At 71.4% G+C, this 26,062-nt stretch carries 25 protein-coding genes; 16 read left to right on the forward strand and 9 right to left on the reverse strand.

The genetic code is table 11. The features are described 5' to 3' along the window. Positions 1–195: 195 nt before the first annotated feature. From GQR16_RS12720 to GQR16_RS12750, 7 genes are all read left to right on the forward strand, one after another. Positions 196–561: a PadR family transcriptional regulator gene (locus GQR16_RS12720; RefSeq protein WP_157415533.1), complete on the forward strand. Its 366-nt coding sequence runs from the start codon at positions 196–198 to the stop codon at positions 559–561. A 1-nt stretch (position 562) separates the two neighbouring features. Next, complete coding sequence (locus GQR16_RS12725; protein ID WP_246200810.1) at positions 563–2,083, forward strand: permease prefix domain 1-containing protein; 1,521 nt, start codon at positions 563–565, stop codon at positions 2,081–2,083. 185 nt (positions 2,084–2,268) lie between these two features. Next, positions 2,269–3,456 (forward strand): ABC transporter ATP-binding protein, encoded by a 1,188-nt coding sequence (locus tag GQR16_RS12730; RefSeq protein WP_157415534.1) that lies wholly within the window; start codon positions 2,269–2,271, stop codon positions 3,454–3,456. A gap of 18 nt (positions 3,457–3,474) precedes the next feature. Continuing rightward, positions 3,475–4,653 (forward strand): polyamine ABC transporter substrate-binding protein, encoded by a 1,179-nt coding sequence (locus GQR16_RS12735; RefSeq protein WP_157415535.1) that lies wholly within the window; start codon positions 3,475–3,477, stop codon positions 4,651–4,653. After that, the gene (locus GQR16_RS12740) at positions 4,646–5,605 is read left to right on the forward strand and encodes an ABC transporter permease (protein WP_246200812.1); all 960 of its coding nucleotides are present in this window, start codon (positions 4,646–4,648) and stop codon (positions 5,603–5,605) included. The genes GQR16_RS12735 and GQR16_RS12740 overlap by 8 nt, the downstream gene beginning before the upstream one ends. Next, positions 5,602–6,465, forward strand: coding sequence for an ABC transporter permease (locus GQR16_RS12745; protein ID WP_157415536.1), 864 nt, complete (start codon positions 5,602–5,604; stop codon positions 6,463–6,465). Before GQR16_RS12740 ends, GQR16_RS12745 begins: the two co-directional genes overlap by 4 nt. A 79-nt stretch (positions 6,466–6,544) precedes the next feature. Then, on the forward strand, positions 6,545–8,200 hold the full coding sequence (locus tag GQR16_RS12750) for an amidohydrolase (protein WP_157415537.1): 1,656 nt from the start codon (positions 6,545–6,547) through the stop codon (positions 8,198–8,200). Positions 8,201–8,272: 72 nt separating this feature from the next. Here the strand turns inward: GQR16_RS12750 and GQR16_RS12755 are convergent, their stop codons facing one another. Beyond that, positions 8,273–9,142 carry an NAD-dependent epimerase/dehydratase family protein gene (locus GQR16_RS12755; RefSeq protein ID WP_157415538.1) on the reverse strand — a complete coding sequence of 290 codons (870 nt, stop codon included), beginning with the start codon at positions 9,140–9,142 and terminating at the stop codon, positions 8,273–8,275. Positions 9,143–9,213: 71 nt separating this feature from the next. Here GQR16_RS12755 and GQR16_RS12760 point away from each other — a divergent pair, with 71 nt between their 5' ends. After that, positions 9,214–9,621, forward strand: a complete 408-nt coding sequence (locus tag GQR16_RS12760) for a winged helix-turn-helix transcriptional regulator (RefSeq protein WP_157415539.1) — start codon at positions 9,214–9,216, stop codon at positions 9,619–9,621. 59 nt (positions 9,622–9,680) lie between these two features. Next, a complete protein-coding gene (locus GQR16_RS12765; protein WP_157415540.1) occupies positions 9,681–10,244 on the forward strand; it encodes a cysteine hydrolase family protein in 564 nt (187 codons plus the stop codon). Here the strand turns inward: GQR16_RS12765 and GQR16_RS12770 are convergent. Next, complete coding sequence (locus GQR16_RS12770) at positions 10,190–11,215, reverse strand: helix-turn-helix transcriptional regulator (RefSeq protein WP_157415541.1); 1,026 nt, start codon at positions 11,213–11,215, stop codon at positions 10,190–10,192. The genes GQR16_RS12765 and GQR16_RS12770 overlap by 55 nt on opposite strands. A 105-nt stretch (positions 11,216–11,320) precedes the next feature. On the opposite strand from GQR16_RS12770, the gene GQR16_RS12775 reads away from it, so the two are divergent. After that, positions 11,321–11,761 carry a VOC family protein gene (locus GQR16_RS12775; protein WP_157415542.1) on the forward strand — a complete coding sequence of 147 codons (441 nt, stop codon included), beginning with the start codon at positions 11,321–11,323 and terminating at the stop codon, positions 11,759–11,761. 84 nt (positions 11,762–11,845) lie between these two features. Here the strand turns inward: GQR16_RS12775 and GQR16_RS12780 are convergent, their stop codons facing one another. Beyond that, a complete protein-coding gene (locus GQR16_RS12780; RefSeq protein ID WP_157415543.1) occupies positions 11,846–13,201 on the reverse strand; it encodes a M20/M25/M40 family metallo-hydrolase in 1,356 nt (451 codons plus the stop codon). 72 nt (positions 13,202–13,273) lie between these two features. Then, a complete protein-coding gene (locus tag GQR16_RS12785) occupies positions 13,274–14,731 on the reverse strand; it encodes an anaerobic C4-dicarboxylate transporter family protein (protein WP_157415544.1) in 1,458 nt (485 codons plus the stop codon). 253 nt (positions 14,732–14,984) lie between these two features. Here GQR16_RS12785 and GQR16_RS12790 point away from each other — a divergent pair, with 253 nt between their 5' ends. Further along, positions 14,985–16,523, forward strand: coding sequence for a helix-turn-helix domain-containing protein (locus tag GQR16_RS12790; protein ID WP_157415545.1), 1,539 nt, complete (start codon positions 14,985–14,987; stop codon positions 16,521–16,523). A gap of 7 nt (positions 16,524–16,530) precedes the next feature. Here GQR16_RS12790 and GQR16_RS12795 read toward each other — a convergent pair whose 3' ends face one another. Beyond that, the gene (locus tag GQR16_RS12795; protein ID WP_170298496.1) at positions 16,531–17,067 is read right to left on the reverse strand and encodes a PadR family transcriptional regulator; all 537 of its coding nucleotides are present in this window, start codon (positions 17,065–17,067) and stop codon (positions 16,531–16,533) included. A gap of 181 nt (positions 17,068–17,248) precedes the next feature. Here GQR16_RS12795 and GQR16_RS12800 point away from each other — a divergent pair, with 181 nt between their 5' ends. From GQR16_RS12800 to GQR16_RS12820, 5 genes are all read left to right on the forward strand, one after another. Beyond that, positions 17,249–18,391 (forward strand): serine hydrolase domain-containing protein, encoded by a 1,143-nt coding sequence (locus GQR16_RS12800; protein WP_170298497.1) that lies wholly within the window; start codon positions 17,249–17,251, stop codon positions 18,389–18,391. 131 nt (positions 18,392–18,522) lie between these two features. After that, positions 18,523–19,974 (forward strand): NAD(P)/FAD-dependent oxidoreductase, encoded by a 1,452-nt coding sequence (locus GQR16_RS12805; RefSeq protein ID WP_157415548.1) that lies wholly within the window; start codon positions 18,523–18,525, stop codon positions 19,972–19,974. Beyond that, positions 19,971–20,342, forward strand: coding sequence for a cupin domain-containing protein (locus GQR16_RS12810; protein ID WP_246200814.1), 372 nt, complete (start codon positions 19,971–19,973; stop codon positions 20,340–20,342). Before GQR16_RS12805 ends, GQR16_RS12810 begins: the two co-directional genes overlap by 4 nt. 25 nt (positions 20,343–20,367) lie before the next feature. Beyond that, complete coding sequence (locus tag GQR16_RS12815; protein ID WP_157415549.1) at positions 20,368–21,744, forward strand: NAD-dependent succinate-semialdehyde dehydrogenase; 1,377 nt, start codon at positions 20,368–20,370, stop codon at positions 21,742–21,744. 109 nt (positions 21,745–21,853) lie between these two features. Continuing rightward, positions 21,854–22,219 (forward strand): Rid family hydrolase, encoded by a 366-nt coding sequence (locus GQR16_RS12820; RefSeq protein WP_157415550.1) that lies wholly within the window; start codon positions 21,854–21,856, stop codon positions 22,217–22,219. 42 nt (positions 22,220–22,261) lie between these two features. Here the strand turns inward: GQR16_RS12820 and GQR16_RS12825 are convergent, their stop codons facing one another. From GQR16_RS12825 to GQR16_RS12840, 4 genes are all read right to left on the reverse strand, one after another. Continuing rightward, positions 22,262–22,873 (reverse strand): hypothetical protein, encoded by a 612-nt coding sequence (locus GQR16_RS12825; protein ID WP_157415551.1) that lies wholly within the window; start codon positions 22,871–22,873, stop codon positions 22,262–22,264. Positions 22,874–22,983: 110 nt separating this feature from the next. Next, positions 22,984–23,715 (reverse strand): winged helix-turn-helix transcriptional regulator, encoded by a 732-nt coding sequence (locus GQR16_RS12830; RefSeq protein WP_157415552.1) that lies wholly within the window; start codon positions 23,713–23,715, stop codon positions 22,984–22,986. Between the two features lie 10 nt (positions 23,716–23,725). Further along, positions 23,726–24,190: a VOC family protein gene (locus GQR16_RS12835; RefSeq protein ID WP_157415553.1), complete on the reverse strand. Its 465-nt coding sequence runs from the start codon at positions 24,188–24,190 to the stop codon at positions 23,726–23,728. Positions 24,191–24,341: 151 nt separating this feature from the next. Continuing rightward, complete coding sequence (locus GQR16_RS12840) at positions 24,342–25,985, reverse strand: PucR family transcriptional regulator (RefSeq protein ID WP_246200816.1); 1,644 nt, start codon at positions 25,983–25,985, stop codon at positions 24,342–24,344. Positions 25,986–26,062: the final 77 nt, after the last annotated feature.

Consider the following 26,062-nt stretch of genomic DNA (forward strand, 5'->3'; position numbering starts at 1 on the left):
TCGCCGGGAGACTGGCGTCGTTCGGTCAGTCGTGGTCGCACTCTGGCACGTGAAGCGACCACAAGTGACCGAACGACGGGTGCAAGGGCGGGGCAGAGTGTGGCGGGGCTTGGGTGGCGATACCTCGCACTGCGAGGTATATTGCTGATCCAGATACCTTGAGCTGCAAGGTACGCACCACGCAGGAGGAGCATCATGCGCATCGGCAAGGACCTCGTCGCGGCGGCCGCGACCCCGGTCGTGCTCGGCATCCTGGCCGAGGGCGAGTCGTACGGCTACGCGATCCTCCAGCGCATCACCGCGCTCTCCGACGGCGAGCTGGAGTGGAGCGATGGCATGCTCTATCCGCTGCTGCACCGCCTCGAGCGGCTCGGCCACGTGCACTCCGAGTGGCGCCAGTCCGACAGCGGGCGCCCGCGCAAGCACTACCGTCTGACCGAGCAGGGCGCCGGCGTGCTCGCCGAGCAGCGCCGTCAGTGGTCGGTCGTCGGCGATCTGCTCAGCAAGGTCTGGCCCGACGACGGCGGCCCGCGCATGCGCCTCGCCTTCGGGGAGATCTGACATGACGCCCGAGACCCCGCTCCCCGACCGCACGCCGGCGGCCGACGCCGACGGACCCGGCCGCACCGAACCTGGCGCCCCCGACGAGCTCGGCGCGCTCGTCGCCTCCTGGCGCGCGTGGATGCAGCGCCACGACGCCGTGAACCGTGCCGACCTCGACGAGCTCGAGAGCCACCTGCTCGACCGCGTCGACGCGCTGCGCGAGGTCGGGCTCCACGACGACGAGGCCTTCCTCGTTGCAGTGAAGCGCCTCGGCGCGGTCGACGAGCTCTCGCACGAGTACGCCCGCGTGCACTCCGAACGATTGTGGAAGCAGCTCGTGCTCGACGGCGAGGCGGAGCCCGGCGCGGCCGACCCCGGCGCGCGCGCCGCGACATCCGACCCCCTCGACCCTGCGGATGCCGCGGGCGGGCGCGTGCCGTTCTGGAGACGTGCGAACGGGCTCGCCGTCGCGCTCGCGCTGGGCGTCGGTGCCGGCCTCGTCGTGACGTCGGCGACACTCCTCGGAGCCGACCCCGCGTTCTTCCTGCGGAACGCCGCACTGCTCGTGCTGCCGTTCCTCGCCGCCTGGTTCGTGTGGCGTCACCGTCCGCCGACGGCCGCGGTGCTCGCCGTCGCGGGCGCGTTCGTGCTCGCCGGCGTGGTGCTGAACGTCTTCCCGTGGGCCTCCCTCGCCGCTGCGCAGGCGTTCGGCGGTGCGGTGGCCGACACCGAACTGCTCGCGTCCCTCGGCGCCGCCGTCGCCCTCTGGCTCATGACGGGCGTGGCCTACACGGCCGGACGGTGGCGCAGCAGTGGTGCCCGCATGGACTTCGTGCGGTTCAGCGGCGAGTGGGTCGTGTACTACGTGCTCATCGCCCTCGTCGGCGGGGCCCTGTCGGCGCTCACGATCGGCGTGTTCTCGACGATCGACGTCGACGTCGCGTGGTTCTTCGGCCAGTGGGTGCTGCCCTGCGCGATCCCGGGGGCCGTGCTCGTCGCGGCCTGGCTCGTCGACGCCAAGCAGCGCGTGATCGAGAACATCGCGCCCGTGCTCACGAAGGTCTTCACGCCGCTCTTCACGATCATGCTGATCGCCCTCGTCGTGGCCGCGGTGCTGCAGTGGAACATCGTCGACGCCGACCGCGAGCTCCTCATCGCGTTCGACCTGGTGCTCGTCGTGGTGCTCGGGCTGCTCGTCTACTCGTACTCGTCGCGCGATCCGCTGCTGCGGCCCGGATGGTTCGACCGCATCCAGCTCGTGATGCTCGTCGCGGCGCTCGTGGTCGACGTGTTCGTGCTCGTCGCGATGCTCGGGCGCACGGGCGAGTTCGGCTTCAGCCCGAACAAGACCGCCTCGCTCGGGCTCAACCTGATCCTGCTCGCGAACCTCGCGTGGGCCGCCTGGCTGCAGCTCGGGTTCCTGCGCGGGCGCGAGCCGTTCGACCGCCTCGAGCGCTGGCAGACGGGGTACCTTCCGGTCTACCTCGCCTGGGCGGCCGTGCTGGTGCTGGTGTTCCCGCCCGTCTTCGACTTCGCCTGAGCGCCGCGGGACGCACCCAGCGCCCGCCCGACCGACCGACCGACCGACCGGACGGACTGTCGGGTCGCGGCATCCGCACCCGATGGAATGTCTCATTCCATGCCGCGGCGTTGCACGGCGGCGACCGCGGGGATTGAATGGGCCTCCGGCGCGATGCTGCGCGGGTGAACAGGAGGCGTCATCAGATGACCACGGCAACCACGATCGAGGCCGGCGGCGGAACGGCTCCCGGCGTCGGAGCAGCTCAGGGCGAGGCCCCCGGAACCGTCGTCATCGACTCGGTCACGAAGCAGTACGGCGACGCCACCGCCGTCGACCGGCTCTCGCTCACGATCCAGCCGGGCGAGTTCATCTCGCTGCTCGGCCCCTCGGGCTGCGGCAAGACCACGACCCTGCGCATGATCGCCGGCTTCGAGCATCCGGATGCCGGTGACATCCGCGTCTCCGGACGATCCGTCCTGGGCGTGCCGCCGTACCGCCGCGACGTGAACACGGTCTTCCAGGCGTACGCGCTGTTCCCGCACATGTCGGTCGCCGAGAACGTCGCCTACGGCCTGCAGCAGAAGCGCACGCCGAAGTCCGAGATCCGCCAGCGCGTCGTCGACGCGCTCGACCTCGCCCAGATGCGCGGTTTCGCCGACCGCAAGCCGACCCAGCTCTCCGGCGGCCAGCAGCAGCGTGTCGCGCTCGCGCGGGCGCTCGTCAACCGCCCCTCGGTGCTGCTGCTCGACGAGCCGCTCGGCGCGCTCGACCGGCAACTGCGTGAAGAGATGCAGCTCGAGCTGAAGCTGCTGCAGTCCCGACTCGGCATCACGTTCGTGTTCGTCACGCACGACCAGGGCGAGGCGCTCTCGATGAGCGACCGCATCGCGATCATGCGCAGCGGACGCATCGAGCAGCTCGCCGACGCCGACACCGTCTACGCCAGGCCCGTGTCGGCCTACGTCGCGGCCTTCGTCGGCCAGCAGAACTTCTTCCGCGGAACGGTCGGGGGCGATGGATCCTCGATCGACGCGACGCACGCCAAGGTCCGTGCGGCGAGCGCGTCGCTGCAGGAGGGCACCGCCGGCCAGGCGGCCGTTCGCCCCGAGTTCGTGGAGATCGCGGCCGACGGACCGACCGCCGCGGCATCCGGAACACCGAACACCGCGCGCGGCACCCTGATCGGGGTCTCGCACCAGGGCGAGACGATGCAGTACCTCGTGCAGCTCGGCGACGACCAGAGCCTCATCGCCCGCCGCCCGTCGCCCGAGGCGCCGCAGCTCGCCGTCGGCGATGCGGTCGTGTGCTCGTGGCGCGCCGAGAGCGTGCTGCTGTTCCCGTCCGACGACGCGGCGAGCGCGGGCGGCTACGTCGCCCCGCCCACGGCCTGAGCCCGATCGGGAGCCCCCATGTCACGCGAACCCGACATCCGCATCCTCGCCCCGGCCGGCGCGGCCAAGACGATCCGCCGCGAGCTCTCGCGTCGCCGGTTCCTGAGCTTCGCCGCCGCGGCGGGCACGACCGCGGCACTCGCCGCATGCGCGTCGCCGGGCGCCTCCACGACCACCCGCGCCTCGGGCGCACCGCTCGAGGACCGCCTCTCGATCTACACCTGGGGCGACTACGACGCCCCCGACGTGCTCGACGCGTTCACCGCCGACCTCGGCCCGAAGGTGTCGTTGAGCGCCTTCAACTCCAACGAGGAGATGGTGGCCAAGCTCGTCGGCGCGCGCGGCACGAGCGGCTACGACCTCGTCGTGCCCACCGGCACGTTCGTCGCGCAGATGGCCGAGCACGGGCTCCTGACCAAGCTGAACCGCGACCTGATCCCGAACATCGAGTACCTCGACCCCGCGTTCCTCGGCCGCAGCTGGGACCCCGACAACGAGTACTCGATCTGCAAGGCGTGGGGCACGACCGGCTTCGTGTACGACGTGACCCTGATCGACCGCGAGCTGAAGGACTGGAACGACTTCATCGACGCCGCCCGGAACGAGGCGAGCGGCAAGACCTCGGTGCTCGACGACCCGGCCGAGCTCACGGGCCTGTACTTCTGGGCCAACGGCATCCCGTGGAACACGACCGACGAGCGCGACCTCGACGCGGCCGAGAAGTTCCTCGTCGAGGAGCTCGCGCCGCACATCTCGGCCTTCGACCCGTACCCGGGCGGCGGGGCGATCCCGCAGGCGACGCAGATGCTCATGCAGTCGTACAACGGCGACGCCAGGCTCGGCATCCTCGAGAGCCCAGACCCCGACCGCTGGAAGTTCGTGCTCGGCTCCCCCGCGACCGAGCTTTGGATGGACAACTGGGCGATCCCGGCGGGCGCGCCGCACCCCGAGGCGGCCCACGCGTTCATCAACTACGTGCTCGAACCGCAGAACGCGCTCGACGAACTCGACTACATCGGCTACCACACGGGTGCGAAGGACGCCGAGCAGGCCGCGGCCGATGCCGGCCTGCCGATGCTCGACCTCGTGTTCTTCACGCCCGAGCAGCTCGCCACCATGCACACCGGCGAACTCACCGAGGCGCAGGAGCGCATCGTGCAGATCTGGAACAAGATGAAGGCGGCCGCCGGTGCGTAGACGATCCCCCGGATTCCTGCTGGCCGCGCCCGCGTGGGCCTGGCTGCTGATCTTCTTCATCGCCCCGGTGGCGATGGTCGTGTGGTTCAGCTTCGGATACAAGCCGAGCATCTTCGCGACCCAGGCGACCGACAAGCTCTCGTTCGACCGCTACGCCGAGGTGCTCGACCCGACCTTCTTCGCGACGTTCCAGAACACCCTGTGGGTCGGCATCGCCGGCACCGCCCTCTGCTTCCTGATCGGCCTGCCGGTCGCGTACTGGATGGCCGTCAAGGCGCCGCCGTCGAAGCGCGGCCTGCTCGTCGCGCTCGTCATGGTGCCGTTCTGGACGAACTTCCTGGTGCGCACCATCGGCTGGCAGGTGATCCTCTCGCCCGACGGCTGGCTGTCGACGGCGCTGCAGGCGGTCGGCTTCGAGCCGCTCGCGATCCTCAACACCCGCGGCGCGGTGCTGCTCGGCGTGGTCTACAACTACCTGCCGCTCATGATCCTGCCGCTGTTCGTCGCGTTCGACCGGGTCAACGGGCCCCTCCGCGAGGCGTCGAAGGACCTCGGCGCGGGCAAGTGGACGACGTTCTTCCGCGTCACGCTGCCGCTCGCGCAGCCGGGCATCATCGCGGGCGTGCTGCTCGTGTACATCCCGCTGATGGGCGACTACATCACGGCGACCGTGCTCGGCGGGGCCAAGGGCAACATGGTCGGCCAGCTCGTCGCGAGCCAGTTCCAGACCGCGCAGAACTGGGCGCTCGGGTCGGCGATGGCGGTCGTGCTCATCTTCGTGATCCTGCTGAGCGCCGGTATCGGCGCCGGCATCGTGTGGCTCGTGACGCTGCCGTTCCGCGCCCGCAACCGGTTGGTGATCGGCCCGCCGGCGCCCGTGCCGTCGGCGCCGTCTCCGGGTTCCGGCCCGGCCGCGGCATCCGCTTCGATTCGTGAGGAGGTCGGCGCATGAGCGATCGACTGACCCGGCGGCCGCGCAGATCGTGGTCGGATGTCGCGTTCAACGTGTGGGGCGTGCTCGTCATGCTCTTCCTCTTCGCGCCGATCCTCGTGATCATCGTCTCGTCGTTCAACGTCGGGCGCCTGCTCGTCTCGTGGGACCACTTCGGGTTCGACTCGTTCCTCGCGCTGCTGGCGAAGCCCGCGATCCGCGACGCCGTCTGGATCTCGGTGCAGACGGGCTTCATCGCCGCCCTCGTCGCCACGGTGCTCGGCACCCTCGCCGGCATCGCGATGTCGCGGAATCCGGGCAAGTGGGTGTGGTGGTTCCTCGGCCTGCTGCTGCTGGTGTCGGTGACGCCCGAGATCGTCGACGCCGTCGCGCTGCTGCCGTGGATGGTGTTCCTCGGCCAGGACCTCGGCATGTCGCTCTTCAACGACGGCATCGTTCGCCTCGTGATCGGCCACTCGCTGTTCTCGGTCGCGGTCGTGTCGTACCTGGTGCGCGCACGCCTCGTCGGCCAGGAGGCGAACCTCGAGGAGGCGTCGGCCGACCTCTACGCGACGCCCGTGCGCACGTTCCGCAAGGTCACCCTGCCGCTCGCGATGCCGGCCGTGCTCGCCGGCTTCCTGCTCTCGTTCACGCTGAGCCTCGACAACACCGTCATCGCGGCCTTCGTCTCGGTGTCGGGATCGACGCCCTGGCCGGTCTACGTGCTGAGTGCGCTGCGCAGCGGCCTGCGGCCCGAGATCGCGGCGGTGTCGACGATCATGCTCGTGCTGACGCTGATCGCCCTCGGACTCGTCGCGTACGTGCTGCGCCGCGCCGGAGACTCGGCAGCCGACATCGCCCGCACGATGGGTGGCGGCTGACCCGTCCCATCGCGACCCACCACCTGACCGACTTCCGGATGCCGCGGCCGCACCCTGCTGCGCCCGCGAAAGGAGCTTCATGACCCACGCCGACCTCGTCTTCTCGGGCGGGCCCGTGTTCACCGCGACCACGCAGCGCACCCGCGCGAGCGCCGTGGCGGTGACCGGCGGACGCATCGTCGCCGTCGGCCACGACGAGGTGCGCGAGCTCATCGGGCCGCGCACCGAGCACGTCGACCTCGCCGGACGCATGCTCGTGCCCGGCTTCCAGGACGCGCACGTGCACCCGGTCTGGGGCGGGCTCGACCTCATGCGCTGCAACCTCGCCGAACTCGAGACGCGCGACGCGTACCTCGGGCAGATCGCCTCGTACGCGGCGGCGAACCCCGAGGCCGAGTGGATCCTCGGCGGCGGCTGGTCGATGTCGGCGTTCCCGGGCGGCACGCCCACGGCGGCCGACCTCGACACCGTCGTGCCCGACCGTCCGGCGTTCCTGCCGAACCGCGACGGCCACGGCGCCTGGGTGAACTCCGCGGCCCTGCGCCTCGCGGGCATCGATCGGCACACGCCCGACCCGAGCGACGGCCGCATCGAACGCGATGCCTCGGGCGCGCCATCCGGAACCCTGCACGAGGGCGCGATGGGCCTCGTGAACCGGCTGCTGCCCCGCACGAGCGACGAGGAGCTCGAGGAGGCGCTGCTGCTCGGGCAGGCGTACCTGCACTCCTACGGCATCACGGCGTGGCAGGACGCGATCGTCGGAACCTACGGCGATGCCGGCGACCCCGGCCCCGCGTACGTCTCGGCCGCGGCATCGGGCAAGCTGACCGGGCGCGTGGTGGGCGCGCTCTGGTGGGACCGCCTGCGCGGGCTCGAGCAGATCGACGAGCTCGTCGAGAAGCGCTCGCAGTACCAGGGCGGGCGCTTCCGTTCGACCAGCATCAAGATCATGCAGGACGGCGTCGCCGAGAACTACACCGCCGCGATGCTCGAGCCCTACTGCGACGGTCACGGCCACTTCACCGACAACTCGGGCATCTCGTTCGTCGACCCCGCGGTGCTGCTGCCGGCCGCCGCGCGACTCGACGCGCTGGGGTTCCAGCTGCACTTCCACGCCATCGGCGACCGCGCCGTGCGCGAATGCCTCGACGCCGTCGAGCATGCGATCGAGCACAACGGCCGGAACGACCACCGCCACCACATCGCGCACATCCAGGTCGTGCACCCCGACGACATCCGCCGGTTCCGCGAGCTCGGGGTCGCCGCGAACATGCAGTCGCTCTGGGCCGCGCTCGAGCCGCAGATGGTCGAGCTGACGCTGCCGTTCCTCGGGTCGCCGCGCGACGCCTGGCAGTACCCGTTCGGCGACCTGCAGCGCTCGGGCGCCGTGCTCGCGGCGGGCAGCGACTGGTCGGTCTCGACGCCGAACCCGCTCGCGGCGATCCACGTGGCCGTGAACCGCGTCGCGGCGCCCGGCTACGAGGAGGGAGAGTTCGACGTGTTCCTCCCCGAGCAGGCGATCGACCTCGCGACCTCGCTCACCGCCTACACGGCCGGCTCGGCCTACGTGAACCACCTCGACGACGTCACCGGCACGATCGAGGTCGGCAAGTACGCCGACCTCGTCGTGCTCGACCGCGACCCGTTCGCCGGGCCCGCCTCGCAGATCGGGGCGACGCGCGTGCTCCAGACGTTCGTCGAGGGCGAGCGCGTGTTCGCGGCATCCGACGCCTGAATCGCACCTCGCACACTGCAGTCCGCGAGCGCCCCGCCCCGACCGGCCGAGGCGCTCGCGAGCCGTGTGCGACTACGCGCCGGCCGGCACGACCTCGTCGAGCACGCGTGCACGCTGCGGCTCCCAGCCGAGTGCGCGGGCCTTCGCGCCGTCGGCCGCCTGGTCGAGCAGCAGCGCGTCGGCGAAGGCCGCCCCGAGGCGCTCGCGGGTCGCCTCGACGGGCTCGGTGACGACGCCGGGGGCTCCGGATGCCGCAGCCGCCGCCTCGGCGAGCGCGCGCACCCTCGTCGGCGCGCCGTCGGAGCCGATCACGCGGCCGGCCGCGGCCGGGTTCGCGAGCGCGACCAGGTAGAGCCGTGCGAGGTCGTCGACGTGTACGAACGACCAGCGCTGCTCGCCGTCGCCGAGGAGCGTGAGCTCGCCGTCGGCGGTGACGGGCGCGTCGGTCACGAGGTTCAGCAGGCCCTTGCCGTGGCCGTAGACGATGCCGGGGGCCACGATCGCCGCGTCGACGCCCGAGGCGAGCAGGCGCTCCTCGATCGGAACGCGCCAGGCGACCAGCGAGGGCGGCGCGAGCGGGCCGTCGTCGACGATCGCGTCGCCGCCGCCGTCGCCGTACTCCCACACGCCGCTCGTGAGCACGAAGCGCTTGGCCGTGCCCGAGAACGCCTGCACGGCCGCATCGACCACGGCGGCGTTGAACGCCTCGGCGTCGGCCTCGGGGGCCGCGGCGTGGATCGCGCCGTCGGCGTCGGCGAGCACGCGCGAGAACCACGCGACATCGGTCACGTCGCCGACCAGCGCGGTGGCGCCGCGGGCGGCGACCCGTTCGGCCGCGCTGTCGCTGCGGACGACGGCGAGCACGTCGTGCCCGTCGTCGAGGAGGGCGTCGAGGATTGCGGATCCGATGTACCCGGTCGCGCCGGTGAGGAGAATGGTCATGTCGATCACGGTACGGATCGACGTCCGGTATCTTCAACGGAACTTCCCTCGACGAAACCTGGGGTCACATCATGCGCGTCGACGTCACATCCGTCGTGGACGACCGGGGCACGACCGACGTCGCGGGCCACGACGTGCTCGCCCCGGACTGCCCGAGCCGCGTCGTGTTCGGGCGCATCGGCGAGCGCTGGACCATGCTCGTGATCCTCGCGCTGGCTCGCGCCGGAACGCTGCGCTTCACGGAGCTGAAGACGCAGGTCGGGCGGGTGACGCCGAAAGTGCTCACCGAGACGCTCCGCGCACTCGAAGACGACGGGCTCATCAGCCGTCGGGCGTTCCAGGACTCGCCGCCCCGCGTCGAGTACTCGCTCACGCCGCTCGGCGAGTCGCTCCTCGAGCCCATCGATGCGATGCGCGCGTGGGCCGAGCGCCACGTCCCGGAGGTGCTGGCCGCACGCGAGCGGGCCGCGTCGGCCTGATCGCCTCCGATCGGTCGCGACCGGGTACGAACGCGCCCCGGTGCACTAGCGTGACTCGCGTGACCCGCACACTGCTCATCATCGACATCCAGAACGACTACTTCCCCGGTGGCGCGCACCCGCTCGTCGGGCCCGAGGCCGCCGCGACCGCCGCCGCCCGACTGCTCGCCTCGCACCGCGAAGACGCGCAGCCGGTCGTGCACGTCCAGCACGTGTGGGACGCCCCCGACGCCGCGTTCTTCGCGCCGGGCACGGCCGGCGTCGAGATCCACCCGCTCGTCGCCCCCATCGAGGGCGAGCCCGTCGTCGTCAAGGCGCAGCCGAACGCGTTCCTCGGCACGGACCTCGACGAGCGGCTGCGCGCGGCGGGCGCCGACGACGACGGTGTCGTCATCGTCGGCATGATGTCGAGCATGTGCGTCGACGCGACGGTGCGCGCGGCCGCCGACCTCGGCTATTCGGTGACCGTCGTGCACGACGCATGCGCCGCGCCCGACCTGACGTTCGGCGACGAGCTCGTGCCCGCCGCCCAGGTGCACGCGGCGTTCATGGCCGCGCTCGCCGACAGCTACGCCGAGGTCGTCAGCGTCGACGAACTGCTCGGCGGTTCGACCGCCCCGTAGGTCTCGGCGAGGCGCGCGCCGAACGCGGCGAGCCGCTGGCGCACGCCTTCGGGCTCGATCACCTCGGCTCCGTCGACCCAGGCGGCGAGCCGGCGGGCCAGGGCGACCTCGCTGGGGGCGGTGACGCGCACGAGCACGCGCCCGGACCCGTCCGGCTCCGCCGAGGCCGGAGTGGCCTCCTGGCCGCCGCCGCCGACGAGTTCGGTGCCGCCGACCCATGCGCGGAACTCGTCGAGCACGTCGGCGGCCACGCGTACCGTTGCGGTCGCACGCGTTCGGGCCCGGCCGACCTCGGCGCTGAGCTCGCTCCACGCCGCGTCGAGGTCGAAGCCGGCCGGCGGCTCGAACCGCTCGTCGAGTGCCTCGGCGTCGGTCATGCGATCCACGCGGTAACTGCGCAGTGCGGTGTCGGATGCCGCCGAATCGGCGACGAGGTACCAGGTGCCGCCCTTGTCGACGAGCCCGAGCGGACGCACCGTGCGCGCACGGGCTGGCCTGCCCCACGCGGCGTAGTCGAAGCGCACGACCCGCCGTTCGACCACGGCGGCCTGCAGCACCGCGACAGCCGTGGGGCGCACGGCCGACGCGCCCCATCCGCCCGCCTCGACCACGACCGACTCGGCCGCCGCCTCGGCCTCGGCGCGGAACGTCACGGGCAGGGCGCGCATGACCTTGCGGAGCGCCGAACGCGCCGCGTCGCTCTCGCCGGCGCGCGGGCCGAGCGTGAGGAACAGCGCCCGCGCCTCCGACGCGGTGAAGCCGCTGAGGTCGGTGCGACCCTCGCCGAGCAGCTGCCACCCGCCGCCGCGGCCGGCCTGGGGATAGACGGGGATGCCCGCCGACGACAGCGCCTCGAGGTCGCGGCGGGCCGTGGCGACCGAGATCTCGAGCTCCGCGGCGAGCTCGGCCGCCGTGACGCGACCGCGCGCCTGCATGAGGAGGAGGGTGGCCACGAGGCGGTCTGCGCGCATGTCTCCATTCTCGTCAGAAAAGTAGTCAGAAGGTGAGCACTTATGGGGAGGAGTATGGAATTCATCAGGGCGGCACCGGGTCGCCAGACACCGAGGGAGACTCCCATGCTGCGAGGCATCGCCACCGTCAACTGCTACGTCGAGGACCCCGCCGCCGCGGCCGCCTGGTACGCCGAGGTGCTCGGCATCGAGCCGTACTTCACCCGCAACGGCCCCGACGGCACGCCCGCGTACGTCGAGTTCCGCATCGGCGACCATCAGCAGGAGCTCGGCTTCATCGACCGCCGGTTCGCGCCCGACTCGCTCGCGCCGACGACCGTCGACGGCCGCACCGCCGGACCGCTGGCGCACTGGCACGTCGACGACCTCGAGGGTTCGCTCGCGCGGCTCATCGAGCTCGGCGCGACCCCGCTGCTGCCGATCACCGAGCACGGCCCAGGCTTCGTCACCGCCTCGGTGGTCGACCCGTTCGGCAACGCGCTCGGCATCATGACCAACACGCACTACCTGGCGCAGCTCGGCGAGCCGGCCGCGGCGACGGTCTGACCGCGCCCGCCCCACCCGCTGCGCGGACCACGCAGACGAGCGGATGCCGGGGCGGTCGCCTGCCCGCGGCATCCGCTCGGACCGCTACTGGGCTTCGGCCGCGACGAACTTGCGGATGAAGCCGACCTGGGCGGCGATCATGCGCTGGATCTCGCCGGGGTCGACCGACTCGTCGGAGGCGTGGATGCGGGACTTCGCCGTGTCCTCCGCGCCCCAGAGCAGGATCGCGGCATCGGGCGAGACCTTCTTCAACGACGCCACGAGCGGGATCGACGCCCCGCTGCCGATCCGCTCGACCTCGACGCCGTAGGCCTCGGTGAGGGCCTGCTCGCCGGCCAGGATCGCGGGGTGCGACTCGTCGACGTGGAACGGGTAGCCGGTCTTGACCTTCTCGACGGTGACCTCGCAGTTCCACGGCCGCTTCGACCGCAGGTAGTCCATGAGCGCGTTCAGCTGCTCCTCGGCGTCGACGCCCGGGATGATGCGCATCGACAGCTTGGCCTTCACCTCGGGCAGGAGCACGTTCGACGCCTCCGCGGTGCTCGGCAGGTCCATGCCGAGCACGGTGACCGACGGCTTCGCCCAGATGCGGTCCGAGAGCGACCCGGTGCCGAGGAACTCGACGCCGGGCCGGATCGCCGATCCGCCGCGGTACACGTCCTCGTCCATGTCGGCACCCTCCCAGGTGCCGCTCGGCACACCGGGGATGACGGTGTCGCCGTGCTCGTCGTGCAGCGAGTCGAGGATGCGGATCATGGCCGTCATCGCATCGGGCGCCGCGCCGCCGAACTCGCCCGAGTGCACCGGGAACTCGAGCGTTCGCACGGTCACCGTGCACGCGACGTCCCCTCGGAGCGCGGTCGTGAGCCCTGGGCGCCCGGAGGCCTGGCCGCCGATGTCGCCGATGACGAACGCGTCGGCCGCGAACAGGTCGGGGTTGGCCTCGACGAACGGCTCGAGGTGCGAGATGGTCTCCTCCTCGCCCTCGACGAGGAGCTTCACGCGGCACGGCCGGTCGGGTCCGAGCAGGCGCAACGTGGCGTAGTGCATGACGAGGCCCGACTTGTCGTCGGCGGCGCCTCGACCGTAGATGCGGCCGTCCTCCTTCGTCACCGGCTCCCACGGGTCGCTCGACCAGTTCTGCGACTCGGGTGCCGGCTGCACGTCGTAGTGCGCGTACAGGAGCACGGTCGGCGACCCCTCGGGGCCCGGCAGGTCCGCGTAGACGCACGGGTAACCGTCGGGCACGTCGAGCAGGCGCACACCCTCTGCACCTGCATCCGTGAACAGGTCGACGACGGCCTGCCCCATCTCGTGCACGGGCTCGGGGTCGAAGCCCGGGAACGCGACCGATCGGATGCGCACGAGCTTCTCGAGGCGCTCGATCACGTCGGGCATGAGCGCGGCAGCCGCTGCGTTCAGATCGTCGGACTCGGACATGGTTCCTCCTTGAGTGGATCGGAGCTGGAGCGGATCGGGGGCCGACCGCGGGTCGACCCGAGCCGAAGCCGGTCAGACCGGGATGACGAGCTGCATCAGCAGGCCCGCGGCGACCACCGCGACCCACGAGACGAGCATGGGGATCGTGAACGAGTGCCAGATCGGCACCTGCGTCAGCTTCGTCGATCCGGTGAGGTCGGTCTCGACCGCCGCGATCTGCGAACCGTTCGCGGGGAACAGCCAGACGCCGACGAGCGACGGCCACATCGCCGTGATGACACCTGGCGCGAGCCCCGCGGCGAGCGCGATCGGGATGAGCGTGTTCGTCGTCGCCGACTGGCTCGTGGTGAGGCCCGCGACGAGGAACAGTGCGACGGCGAGCATGATCGGCTGCTGCTCGATGAAGGCGCCGAGCGGGGCGATGATCGTCTCCTCGTTGGCGCTGATGAACGTGTCCGCCATCCAGGCGATGCCGAACAGGGCCACGGCGGCGACGAATCCCGCCTTCAGCAGTGGCTGCTCGACCACCACCGAGGGCTTGACCTTGCGCACGAGGATGATCACGAGGGCCGCACTGAACATGACCATCTCGATGACCGTCGACATGCCGATCGGCACGAGGTCGCCGTTCTCGTCGGGGAACGCCGGCCGCAGGCCGGAGAACAGGCCGAACAGCACGATGAGGAACGTGCCCGAGAGGAAGATCCACGCGGCCGTCGCGCCGCCCTTCGGCACGGGGTGCTCGATGCGGTCGGCCTTCGAGGGCTTGGGGGCCGTCGCGGTCGCCGTGTCGCCGGCACCCGCACCGGCCGCGCCACCGGCCGTCGCGGTCGCGGTCGCCGTCGACCCGGTCGCCGCGGCGAACTCCGCCTGCAGCACCGGGGGCACCTCGACGGCGCCCTCCTTGACCTTGGCGAGGAACTTCGGGTCGTGGACGAGCTCCTTGCCGATCCGCTGCTGCACCACGGAGGTGGCGACGCAGGCGACCAGCGAGGCCGGGATCGTGATGGCGAGGATCTGCGGGAGTCCGTAGCCGGTGCCGTCCATGAGCACGAGGTAGGCGGCCATCGCGGCCGAGACCGGGCTCGCCGTGATGCCGAGAGCCGACGTGACCGTCGACGAGGCGAGCGCGCGCTCGGGGCGCTGCCCGTTGCGGTAGGCGGTCTCGTAGATGATCGGGATGAGGGCGAAGTAGATGTTCGAGGTGCCGGCGAGCACCGTGAACACGAACGCCACGATGGGCGCGACGTAGGTGAGCCGCTTCGGGTTCGCCTGGATGATCTTCGACGCGATCGACACGAGGTAGTCGATGCCGCCTGCGGCCTGCATGGCCGACGACGCCGTGATGACCGCGATGATGATGAAGAACGCGTCGATCGGGATCGAGCCCGGCGGCAGGTGGAACCCGAACACGAGGATCGCCGTGCCCACGACGCCCCAGAGCCCGAGGCCCAGGCCGCCGGTGCGAACGCCCATCACGATCGCGCCGATGACGACGACCGCCTGCAGAATGACGACCACGTATTCCATGAGCCCCCCAGCCGCACAACGACACCCACGACGGCGCCTGTTCGTGAGCATATCGGCGGAGCCCCCACCGTGGCCAGTACCTGCCGAGCCGTGTTCCGAGCGGATGTCGCGAGCCCGCGCACCGTGAACTTCGGGAGTTCTTCACGCACGCGTACGACCATCCGAGCGTGAGGACGCCGTTTTCACGCCCCGGCGCGGAACTTCGCAGGGAGTTCCGTTTGCGGCATCCGCTCGCCCGTGTGACCATCGGAAGATGATCACCGCCGATCGACGCCCCCGACTCGACGCACACGAGCACCGCACGCCCGCCACGGCCGGTCGCGCCGCCCTCGAGGTCGACGCCGAGCCCGGCACCGAGGTCGACGCGCTCACGCTCGGACGGCGCATCCGCGAGGGTCGCACGGCACGCGGCCTGACCCTCGGCGAGCTCGCAGCGGCCATCGAGCGGGCCCCGTCGCAGGTCTCGGCGATCGAGAACGGCAAGCGCGAGCCGCGGCTGTCGATGCTCCGCACGATCGCGCTCGCGCTCGGCACCACGGCCGACGAGCTGCTGAAGACGGATGCCCCGTCGGAGCGCGCGGCCCTCGAGATCGCCGTCGAGCGGGCCCAGCGCGGGCCTGTGTTCGCCGCACTCGGGCTGCCCTCGTTCCGCGTCGCGAAGGGCATGAGCGACCAGACGCTCACGACGATCCTCGCGCTGCACCAGGAGATCGACCGCCTGCACCGCGAACGCGCCGCGACCCCCGAAGAGGCCCGCCGTGCGAACGCGCAGCTCCGCGCCGAGATGCGCGCCCGCGACAACTTCTACCCCGAGCTCGAGGCCAAGGCCGCCGAGCTGCTCGAGGCCGTCGGACACACGGGCGGGCCGGTCTCGCACCAGCTCGTCGCCGACATGGCCGGGCACCTCGGCTACTCGCTGCACTACGTCGGCGACCTGCCGCACTCGACCCGGTCGGTGACCGACAAGCGCAACGGGCGCGTCTACCTGCCGACCGCCCAGTCGCCGTCGCGCGACTCGCGCTCCCCGATCCTCCAGGCACTCGCCTCGCACTTGCTCGGGCACCACGAGCCGCGCGACTACGCCGAGTTCCTGCGGCAGCGCATCGAGACGAACTACCTCACCGCGGCGATCCTGCTGCCCGAGCAGGCGACCGTGCGTTTCCTCACCGAGGCGAAGAACCTGCGCCGCATCTCGATGGAAGACCTGCGCGACGCGTTCGCCGTGTCGTACGAGACCGCCGCGCACCGGTTCACGAACGTCGCGACGGCGCGCCTCGACATCCCGGTCCACTTCACGAAGGTGCACGAGTCGGGCACCATCATCAAGGCCTACGAGAACGACCGCGTGCGGTTCCCGAGCGACGCGCTCGGCGCGATCGAGGGCACCACGATGTGCCGCAACTGGACCGCGCGCACGGTGTTCGACGTCGAGGACCGCTTCAGCCCCTGGTACCAGTACACCGACACGTCGTCGGGCACGTTCTGGTGCACCTCGCGCATCGAGAAGGCGAAGGAGGGCGAGTACTCGGTCTCGGTGGGTGTGCCGTTCGAGCACGTGAAGTGGTTCCGCGGGCGCGAGACACCCCACCGGGCGGTTTCACGCTGCCCCGACCCGTCGTGCTGCCAGGCACCCGCAGGGCTGGCCGAGCGGTGGGCGGATGCCTCGTGGCCGGCCGCGCGAACGCCGACCTCGCTGCTCGCGGCACTGCCCACCGGCACGTTCCCCGGGGTCGACCAGACCGAGGTGTTCCAGTTCCTCGAGGCGCACGCGCCGGCTTCGCAGGCGGGGTAGCCGCGGGTCAGCGGCGGCGCTCCTGCTCGGCGAGCGCGAGGAACCAGTCGAGGCTCGCCCGGTGCGACACGATGCCGTAGTCGAGCGTCGCCCGGCGGTACCTGAACAGGCGCGCGTACTCGTCGGGGACGTCGAGCGCGTCGATCTGCCCGGCGAACCCCTCGAGGGCGTCGCGCTCGTGCGTGATCGCGGCGACGAGGTCGTCGAGCACCGCCTGCCGCACCTCGTCGTCGTCGACGAGTCCGAGGTGGTAGAGCTTCGACAGGGCGGCGACCTCGAGGTCTCCGCCGGCCACTGGGGCGCGCATCCAGGCGTCGAACGCCTCGCCGCCGGCATCCGTGATCGAGTAGGTCTTCTTGTTGCGGCCGCCGTCGATGCCCTCGACGAAGGTCACGTACCCCTTGGCGAGCAGCGCCTTGAGCGCGCTCTGCAGGCTGCCGTAGCTCGCGCGGTAGAAGAGCGAGATGCCCTGCTCGAACTGCTTGTTCAGCGAGTAGAGGGTCTGCGGGCCGATCAGCAGCAGCCCGAGGATCACGTTGCCCATGCGGCTCCTCTCGTGAGTCGGTCGACGACGGATGCGGTCGGCGGACGTTAATGCTACGTTCCGTGATGTAACGGTTAGTGACATCACGAACCGCGATCCGTCGGAAGGATTCTCGCAGATGCCCGCCGCACGACCCCTGACGCCACGGCCCTCGACGCCACGACCCTCGACGCCCCGACGCATGGCACCACGACCGAAGCCGAGGCGCGCGCTCGACCCCGAGGCGTTCGGCGCGAAGCTCGACGCGCACCTCGCCCGGGTCAGCCGACGCCGCGGCGAGCTCGGCGCACCGCAGGACGCCGTGCGATCAGAACGGCTCGGCCTCGACTACCGCTTCGGCGACCAGCAGCAGCGGTTCCACGTCGCGAGCATCGGCAAGACGTTCACGGCGACGCTCGTCATGCAGCTCGTCGAAGCGGGCGCGTTCACGGTCGACACGCCGATCAGCGCGCTGCTCCCCCGCGACGAGGTCACCGGTCTCTTCGACACGGAGGGCACGGCGGATGCCGCGGGCGGCGCGACCGTGCACCACCTTCTCACGCACACGGCCGGCGTCGCCGACTACTTCGAGGGCGCCGTCACGAGCGGCCCGCGGATGCTCGACCTCGTGCTCGCCGAGCCCGACCACCTCTGGACGCCGGCGCAGCTGCTCGACTTCAGCCGCGAACGCCAACGGCCGGTCGGGCGGCCCGGCGAGCGCTTCGCGTACTCCGACACCGGTTACGTGCTGCTCGGCCGCGTGCTCGAGCAGGCCACCGGCCGCGCGTTCTACGAGCTGCTGCACGAGCGCGTCTTCACGCCGCTCGGCATGCGCGACAGCGCGCTCCAGTTCTTCTCCCGCCCGGCGCGCGACACCGGCACCGGCACCGACGACGGCTCCCGGGCCGAGCGGCCCGTGACGACCGAGATCGCCCCGTTCCGACTCGGCAGGGTCGAGGCGAGCCGCTTCACGAGCATCAGCTGCGACTGGGCGGGCGGCGGCATCATCTCCACGCCTGGCGACCTCACCACGTTCAGCGGCGCCCTGCACCACGGCGACCTCGTGAGCGCCGCGAGCCTCGAGGTCCTCGGCGAGATGCGCAACCGGTTCCGCCCCGGCATCCGGTACGGCGCGGGCCTGATGCAGGTGCGCTTCGAGGGCTTCTCACCGCTGCTGCGCCGGCTTCCCCGCCCCGTCGGGCACATCGGCGTGCTCGCCACGCACCTGTTCCACGACCCCGCGCACGATGCGGACATCGCGCTGAACTTCGCGTCGACGCGCGAGATGGTGCGGAGCTTCCGCACGCTCATCACGATCGAGCAGCTGCTGCAGCGGGTCGGGTAGCGATCACGGCACCCTCCGGCGCGGCACAGCCTGTCCGAGCGGGGGCGGATGTCGAGACAGCCGCCACTGGCGCCGTCCGTACGCTGCACGGGAGGATGAAGCTACCAACCATCGCATCGGAGTGATACCCCGTGGGAACCACCGTCTTCGAACGACGCCGACCCCAGACATCCGTCGTCGAGCACTCGCTCGCCGCAACCCGGCAGGCGGTGTTCTGGCTCGAAGACCTCCCCGAGGGCGCCACGGGCGGTCGCCCGAAGCTCGCGGGCACGCGCGTCGCCGACCTCGTCGTCGTCGGCGGCGGCTACACGGGCCTCTGGAGCGCGGTGCTCGCCAAGCGCCGCAACCCGAACGCGCGCGTCGTGCTCGTCGAGGCGAAGTCCATCGGCTGGGCGGCCTCTGGCCGCAACGGCGGCTTCTGCGAGGCGAGCCTCACGCACGGCGACGAGAACGGCGAGTCGCGCTGGCCCGACGAGATGCCGACGCTGCACCGCCTCGGAATGGCGAACCTCGACGCGATCGAGGCGTCCGAGGCCGAGCTCGGCATGGACTTCCACTTCGAGCGCACGGGGCAGCTGGCTCCCGCGATCGAGGAGCACCAGGTCGAGTGGCTGCGCGACTGGCACGCCGGCGCCGTGGCGAAGGGCGAGGGCGACGAGGTCGTGTTCCTCGACGAGGCGGCCGTGCAGGCATCCGTCGCCTCCCCCACGTTCCTCGCGGGCGTGTGGGAGAAGAACACGAACGGCATGCTGCACCCGGCGCGCCTCGTCTCGGAGCTCGCGCGCGTCGCCGAGGAGCTCGGCGTCGAGATCTTCGAGCACTCGCCCGTGAAGGGCATCGAGACGCCGGGGTCGACGGGCGCCGTGAGCGTCGTCACCGACGGCGGCCGCGTCGACGCCACGCACGCCGTGCTCGCGACGAACGTGTTCCCGTCGCTGCTGAAGCGCAACCGGCTCATGACCGTGCCGGTCTACGACTACGTGCTCATGACCGAGCCCCTCTCGGCGCAGCAGCTGGCCGACATCGGCTGGAACGACCGCCAGGGCATCGGCGACATGGCCAACCAGTTCCACTACTACCGCCTCTCGAAGGACAACCGCATCCTCTTCGGCGGCTACGACGCGATCTACCACTACGGGCGCAAGGTGCGCAGCTCCTACGAGAACCGGCCCGAGACCTGGCAGAAGCTCGCGAGCCACTTCTTCACGACGTTCCCGCAGCTCGAAGGCCTGCAGTTCAGCCACCAGTGGGCCGGCGCGATCGACACGAGCACGCAGTTCACGGCGTTCTTCGGCACGGCGCGCGACCACCGCGTCGCCTACGCCGCAGGCTTCACCGGGCTCGGCGTCGGCTCGACGCGGTTCGCCGCCGAGGTCATGCTCGACCTGCTCGAGCGTCGCGAGAACGAGCGCACGCAGCTCGAGATGGTGCGCAAGCGCCCCCTGCCGTTCCCGCCCGAACCGGCCGCCGCGATCGGCATCAACGCGACCCGCTGGTCGCTCGACCGGGCCGACCACAACGGCGGTCGTCGCAACCTGCTCCTGAAGACGCTCGACGCCCTCGGATTGGGGTTCGACTCGTGACCGGCGAGCAGGCCGACGCGCTGCGACTCGTCGCGGGCGCGCTGACGGATGCCCCGAGCCTGGCGCTCGAGCACGAACCCGTCCCCGCCGACCAGGTCGTCGCAGGCGCCCCGACCACGGGGTATCTCGCGCTCGACGAGTCGGATGCCGGTGAGATCGGCGTCTGGGAGATGTCCGTCGGCGCGATGCGCGACGTCGAGGTCGACGAGGTGTTCGTCGTGCTCGCGGGCGATGCGACCGTGGAGTTCGAGTCCCCGGCGCTCGCGTCGATCGAGCTCGGGCCTGGATCGGTCGTACGGCTCGAGGCCGGCATGACGACGGTGTGGACGGTGCGCGAGACGCTCCGCAAGGTGTTCATCTCGCGCTGAGGCGCGGACTGGAAGGAAGACAGACATGGCGAAGTACCGAGTTCAGAACCCCGCGACCGGCGAGATCGTCGAGACCTTCGAGGCCGCGAACGATGCTCAGATCGAGCAGACGCTCGCTGCGGCCGACGGCGCCTATCGCGAATGGCGCGAGCGCAGCGTGCAGGAGCGCGCCGCCGCCGTGAGGCGCGTGGCCGAGCTGTTCCACGAGCGCCGCGACGAGCTCGCCCGCCTCATCGCGGTCGAGATGGGCAAGTCGATCGCCGAGTCGCTCGACGAGGTCGAGTTCGCCAGGTCGATCATCGACTACTACGGCGTGCACGGGCCGAGCCTGATCACCGATCACGAGATCCCGAGCACCATCCCGGGCAAGGCGATCATCGAGCACCTCCCGGTGGGCGCGCTGCTCGGCGTGATGCCGTGGAACTTCCCGTACTACCAGGTGGCGCGCTTCGCGGCCCCGAACCTCGTGCTCGGCAACACGATCATCCTGAAGCACGCCGACATCTGCGCACGCTCGGCGCTGACGATCCAGGAGATCATGGAGGAGGCCGGCGTTCCCGTCGGCGGTTACCAGAACGTGTTCGCCACGCACGACCAGATCGCGACCATGATCGCCGACCCCCGCGTGCAGGGCGTGTCGCTCACCGGCTCCGAGCGGGCCGGCGCCATCATCGGCGAGCAGGCGGGGCGTCATCTCAAGAAGGCCGTGCTCGAGCTCGGCGGCATCGACCCGATGGTCGTGCTCGACTCCGACGACGTCGCGGGCGTCGCGAAGGCCGCGTGGGACTTCCGCGTCTACAACGTCGGCCAGGTGTGCAACTCGAACAAGCGGCTCATCGTGATGGACGAGATCTACGACGAGTTCGTCGCCGAGCTGCGCCGCCTCGCCGAAGGCCTCGAGCCGGGCGACCAGTTGGACCTCGGCGAGGGCCAGTACGCGCCGATGTCCTCCCGCGCCGCTGCCGAGACCGTGCATGCGCAGGTGCAGAAGGCGATCGCCGAGGGCGCCACGCTCGAGGCGGGCGGCGTGCTCGCCGACGGGCCGGGCGCGTACTACTCGCCCGCCGTGCTGACGGGCGTCCCCCGCGACTCCGAGTCGTACCGCGAGGAGCTCTTCGGGCCGGTCGCCACGGTCTACCGCGTGTACAGCGACGAAGAGGCGCTCGAGCTCGCGAACGACTGCGACCTCGGGCTCGGCGGCTCCGTCTTCTCGACCGACGAGGCTCGCGCCGCGCGCCTCGCCTCGCGGCTCGAGGTCGGCATGACGCACGTCAACATCATCGCGGCCGAAGCCGCCGAGCTGCCCTTCGGCGGCGTGAAGCGATCCGGGTTCGGGCGCGAGATGGGCCCGATCGGCATCGGCGAGTTCGCGAACCGCCGCCTCTCGTTCGTCGCGAAGTAGCCGGCATCGCGTGACCCCGTGCCGGTCGCACGGGGTCACGCGTTTTGCACGAGGCATCCTGCGCCGGTAGAAGTGGACGGACCACCCCGAACAGTCAGGAAGCACCGCCATGCGCAAGCTCGTCACCACCGGATCGCCCTGGGAGACCCGGATCGGCTACTCGCGAGCGGTCGTCGTCGACGACACGATCCACATCTCCGAGACCGCCGGCGCGGGCGACGACCTCTACACGCAGACGCGCACGGCCCTCGCGACCATCGAGTCGGTGCTCGTCGAGAACGGCTTCTCGCTCGAGGACGTCGTGCACAGCCGCCTCGCCGTCAGCGACTTCGCCAACTGGGAGGAGGCGGCCCGCGCGCACGGCGAGGTCTACGCCGACATCCGCCCGGCGTTCACGCTCACGCACGCGCTGCCGTTCGTCGACCCCGCGATCCTCGTCGAGGTCGGGGCGGTCGCCACGCGCAGCCGCGCCTGACGCGACCGGCCTGACGCGACCGGCCTGACGCAGGCTCCGAGATCAGCCGCAGAGTTCCTTCGGCGCGATCGGCGTGCTCGAGACGCCGATCATCGTGATCGCGTCAGCGTTGACGGTGAAGTCGATCCAGCCGTTCACGTCGTCTCCTGCGGCGTACACGAACGTGTCCTGACCGATCTGGCCGGCGACCTCCAGTGCGGGGTGGGCCGCGTCGAGCTCCGCCTTCGTCGACCCCGGGCGGATGCCCGACTCGGTCGCCGGAACCGGGATCGCCGGGTCGACCGCGGCAGAGACCCAGACCGCCCGGACCGTGCCGTCGTCGTTCAGCGCCAGGGTGAAGCCCGGGGTGTCCTCGCGCTGCAGCCCGACGATGCCCGGGCACCACTCATCGGCCGTGAACGTGGTCAGGGGTGCGATCACGTCGGGATAGGCAGCCCCGCGGGTGAGCGGCCCGATGCCCTGACCGGAGATGACCCAGGTCGAGACGTCGGCGGGGTCGATGACGACCGGCTCGGGCGTCGGCGTGGGCGTCTCGACGGGCGCCGCCGACGGCGTCGAGGAGGCCTCGGGGTCGGCGGTGGCGGTCGGGGCGCAGGCGGCGAGCGTCAGCACGACGAGCGCTGCGCCGAGGATTCGAACCGGATGGATGCGCATCTTCGGGCTGCTTTCGATTCAGGCTCGGCGAGTCCGAGGACCATCAGAATACTGAGCAGCGACCGGCAGCGAGCGCACCGCTTCGTTCCGATCCGGTAACGCGCCTCCGGTCACGCCGCGACGGCCGCCTCGGCATCCGTCGTCGGCGTCGCCGGCTCGATGCGGAACGTCGCACCGAACCGATCGAGCAGCTCGTCGCCGCCCGAAACGACGGTGAGCGAACCGGCGCGGCGCGCCGCTGCAGGCCGCCCCGAAAGCAGCTCGGGCAGGGCACGGGCCTCGAGCTCGAGTTCGAGCACGCCCGACGGCACGGGCTCCAGCGCCGAGCGGCGGCGCGGCTGCGGCAGGGCTCCGGGGCCGACCGGCACGACGTCGAGCGTGCGGCCGACGACGATCGCCGACAGGGAGACGGCGCCCACGTGCAGCACGTACTCGGTGGGCGGGAGGGCGGCCGCGGCATCCGCCCGGAAGGCGGCGCGAAGCGCGTACGCGAGCGAATCGGCGCTGACCGTCTCGTCGTCGCCGGGTTCGCCGAGCACGGCCCAGCCCCAGCGTTCGAGCGCGGTGATGACGGGCTCGAGGTCGCGCCCGAGCGGGGTGAGCTCGTAGCCGCCGCGCACGGTCGGCACGCGCCGGAGCACCCCGGACTCCTGCAACTCCTTGAGCCGGTCGCTCAGGATGTTGGTGGGGATCCGGGGCAGTCCGGTCTTCAGGTCGCCGTAGCGGCGAGGGCCGACGAGCAGGTCGCGCACGATGAGCAGTGCCCACCGGTCGCCGACCCGCTCGAGCGCCCTCGCCGCTCCGCCGTACTGGCCGTAGCCGCGCGTGCCGCGTGTCGCCATGCGGTCGAGACTAGGCCGTCGCGGCCGTGGGCTCGGCCGCGCCCTGCTCGGCGAGGTAGGCCTCGGGCCCCTGCTCGGCGGCGGCCTGCTCCATGAAGAGGAACGAGAGGTTGTTGCCGTCGGGGTCGTCGAGGTCGCGCGAGTACATGAAGCCGTAGTCCTGCGCCTCGCGCGGCTCGCTGCCGCCGGCGGCGAGGCCCTTGGCGAGCACCTCGTCGACCTCGTCGCGCGAGTCGCGGCTCAGCGCGATCGACATCTGCGCGTGGGTCTTCGGGTCGATGATCTGCTTGTCGGTGAAGGTCGCGAGGTACTCGCGCTTCAGCACCATGAAGTAGATCGTGTCGCTGAGCACGACGCAGGCGGCGTTGTCGTCGGTGAAGTTCGGGTTGATGCTGAACCCGAGGGCCTCGTAGAACGCCTTCGCGCGGTCGAGGTCGGTGGTGGGAAAGTTCACGAAGATGCTGGTCGCGGTCATGATCGCCTCCGGGAGATCGTCTGGTCGTGTCGTGTTGACATCGCCTAGCTTGCTCTTTGCAAGTGCACTTGTCAATAGCAAGTGAAAGAAACTTCGGATGCCGCGGCGCGGCGCCTGCCGGAGCGGTCGACACGCGCGGGTCACGCGCGGGTCAGCGCGCGGCGCTCCGCCGCACGAGCAGCGCCAGGTGCAGTGCCGTGAGCACCTCGCCGTCGTCGAGGTCGACGCCGAGCAGGTCGCCGATGAGCGCGATCCGCTGGTAGAAGACCGAGCGCGACAGGTGCGAGGCCCCGGCCGCGGCCGTGCGGTTGCCCGGGTGCGCGAGCATCGCGCCCAGCACGCTCAGCAGGTCGCCGTCGCGCGCGAGGTCGTACTCGATGAGCGGGGCGAGCATGCGCTCGCTGTGCTGCAGCAACCGGGGATCGTCGCGCAGCGAGGTGACGAGCCGGATGAGCGGACGGTCGTCGCCGCGGCGCACGATGAGTCCGCGCGCACCACGCGGACGAGGACCGCGGGCGAGGTCGGCGGCCTCCTGCACCGAGCCGAGCGCATCCTCGAGCCCGGCGGCGGGGGCGCCGATCGAGAACACGAGCCGGTCGGCCGCGGCCTGGTCGCCGCCCACGAGGGCGAGGGCGAACGCCTGCACCTGGGCCTCGGTCAGCGCCTTGGGCGCTGAGAGCAGCACGATGCGGGCCGACGCCGGGGCGCCTGCGGCGTTCGCGGCACCGTCGATGGCGCGGCCCGCGAACGCCCGCGCCGCGGCATCCGCCACGCCTGAAGCGACCGGAGCGCCCGACGCGACGATGCCGTAGAGCACGGCCCCCTCGACCGGCAGGCCGGCCGCCGCGACGCGCGCCGCAGCCCCCGCGACGCCCGCGAACCGGCCCGCGAGCAGCCCGTCGACGAGCCGCTGGCGACCCACGCGAGCCCACTCGTCGCTCGGACCGTCGGCGAGACGCCCGAGGGCGAGCGCGATCGCGCCCTGCTCGAGCACGCTCGTGCGGCCGGCCGGATGCGCCGGACCCGGTAACGCGATCAGGTGACCCCACCGGGTGCCGCGCGCCTCGACGGGAACGATGAGCCAGTCGCCCGATTCGCCGCGGCGGTGCGCGAGCCGAGAGCGCGCCTCCCAGTCGGTGAAGAGCGCGGCCTCGTCGGCGGGCGGCACCTCGGCCGCGACCACCTCGTGCGCGAGGTTCTCGAGCACGACGGCCGATCCGAGCGTCTGCGCGAGCTGGTGCACGATGAAGTCCGCAGGCGACCCGCGCAGGCTGAGCGCGGTGAAGCGCTCGCGCACCTCGTCGCGCGCCCTGAGCGCGGCCGTCTGCTCCGAGATGATGCGGCTGTGCACGGCCTCGGTGAGGGTCACGAACTTGACCTCGCGGTGCAGCACGACGAGGGCGAGCCCGTGCTCGCGCGCCGACTGCTCGACCACGGCCGGCACGTAGCGGTAGTGCACGCCGAGCTCGAGCACGAGGCCCGAGAGCCCGGCCTCGACGAGGCCCGCGATGAACGCGTCGAGCTCCGCCGGCTCGGTCGGCCAGCCCGACCCGGTCGAGAGCAGCAGCTCGCCGCCGTCGAGCAGCCGGGCGACGCCGCCGCTGTCGGACACGTGCACCCAGCGCACCCGCGCATCGAGCAGGCCGTCGGCCGCGAGCACCTCCGGCAGGCCGTTCGCGACGGCCGGCAGCGTCAGGATCTCGCGCACCGTCGGCAGCCCGCCGTCGGCCGTCGAGGCGGCCGAAGCGGTCGGACGGTCTGTACGGATCGCTGCGTCTTCGCGACGTTCTGCCATCGGTGCACCTTCAAACCCTCTGAAAAACTTGAGGACGTCAGCCTAACCGACGACCGGGCGGAATGTCCGGGCCGACC

Source organism: Agromyces allii (genome assembly GCF_009749385.1).
GTDB classification, from domain to species: Bacteria; Actinomycetota; Actinomycetes; order Actinomycetales; family Microbacteriaceae; genus Agromyces; species Agromyces allii.

Bases quoted from the DNA above. Each gene is read 5' to 3' on its own strand.
- GQR16_RS12720 (WP_157415533.1), top strand. From the start codon at position 196: ATGCGCATCGGCAAGGACCTCGTCGCGGCGGCCGCGACCCCGGTCGTG.
- GQR16_RS12725 (WP_246200810.1), top strand. From the start codon at position 563: ATGACGCCCGAGACCCCGCTCCCCGACCGCACGCCGGCGGCCGACGCC.
- GQR16_RS12730 (WP_157415534.1), top strand. From the start codon at position 2,269: ATGACCACGGCAACCACGATCGAGGCCGGCGGCGGAACGGCTCCCGGC.
- GQR16_RS12735 (WP_157415535.1), top strand. From the start codon at position 3,475: ATGTCACGCGAACCCGACATCCGCATCCTCGCCCCGGCCGGCGCGGCC.
- GQR16_RS12745 (WP_157415536.1), top strand. From the start codon at position 5,602: ATGAGCGATCGACTGACCCGGCGGCCGCGCAGATCGTGGTCGGATGTC.
- GQR16_RS12750 (WP_157415537.1), top strand. From the start codon at position 6,545: ATGACCCACGCCGACCTCGTCTTCTCGGGCGGGCCCGTGTTCACCGCG.
- GQR16_RS12755 (WP_157415538.1), bottom strand. From the start codon at position 9,142: ATGACCATTCTCCTCACCGGCGCGACCGGGTACATCGGATCCGCAATC.
- GQR16_RS12760 (WP_157415539.1), top strand. From the start codon at position 9,214: ATGCGCGTCGACGTCACATCCGTCGTGGACGACCGGGGCACGACCGAC.
- GQR16_RS12770 (WP_157415541.1), bottom strand. From the start codon at position 11,215: ATGCGCGCAGACCGCCTCGTGGCCACCCTCCTCCTCATGCAGGCGCGC.
- GQR16_RS12775 (WP_157415542.1), top strand. From the start codon at position 11,321: ATGCTGCGAGGCATCGCCACCGTCAACTGCTACGTCGAGGACCCCGCC.
- GQR16_RS12780 (WP_157415543.1), bottom strand. From the start codon at position 13,201: ATGTCCGAGTCCGACGATCTGAACGCAGCGGCTGCCGCGCTCATGCCC.
- GQR16_RS12785 (WP_157415544.1), bottom strand. From the start codon at position 14,731: ATGGAATACGTGGTCGTCATTCTGCAGGCGGTCGTCGTCATCGGCGCG.
- GQR16_RS12790 (WP_157415545.1), top strand. From the start codon at position 14,985: ATGATCACCGCCGATCGACGCCCCCGACTCGACGCACACGAGCACCGC.
- GQR16_RS12795 (WP_170298496.1), bottom strand. From the start codon at position 17,067: ATGGGCAACGTGATCCTCGGGCTGCTGCTGATCGGCCCGCAGACCCTC.
- GQR16_RS12800 (WP_170298497.1), top strand. From the start codon at position 17,249: ATGGCACCACGACCGAAGCCGAGGCGCGCGCTCGACCCCGAGGCGTTC.
- GQR16_RS12815 (WP_157415549.1), top strand. From the start codon at position 20,368: ATGGCGAAGTACCGAGTTCAGAACCCCGCGACCGGCGAGATCGTCGAG.
- GQR16_RS12820 (WP_157415550.1), top strand. From the start codon at position 21,854: ATGCGCAAGCTCGTCACCACCGGATCGCCCTGGGAGACCCGGATCGGC.
- GQR16_RS12825 (WP_157415551.1), bottom strand. From the start codon at position 22,873: ATGCGCATCCATCCGGTTCGAATCCTCGGCGCAGCGCTCGTCGTGCTG.
- GQR16_RS12830 (WP_157415552.1), bottom strand. From the start codon at position 23,715: ATGGCGACACGCGGCACGCGCGGCTACGGCCAGTACGGCGGAGCGGCG.
- GQR16_RS12835 (WP_157415553.1), bottom strand. From the start codon at position 24,190: ATGACCGCGACCAGCATCTTCGTGAACTTTCCCACCACCGACCTCGAC.
- GQR16_RS12840 (WP_246200816.1), bottom strand. From the start codon at position 25,985: ATGGCAGAACGTCGCGAAGACGCAGCGATCCGTACAGACCGTCCGACC.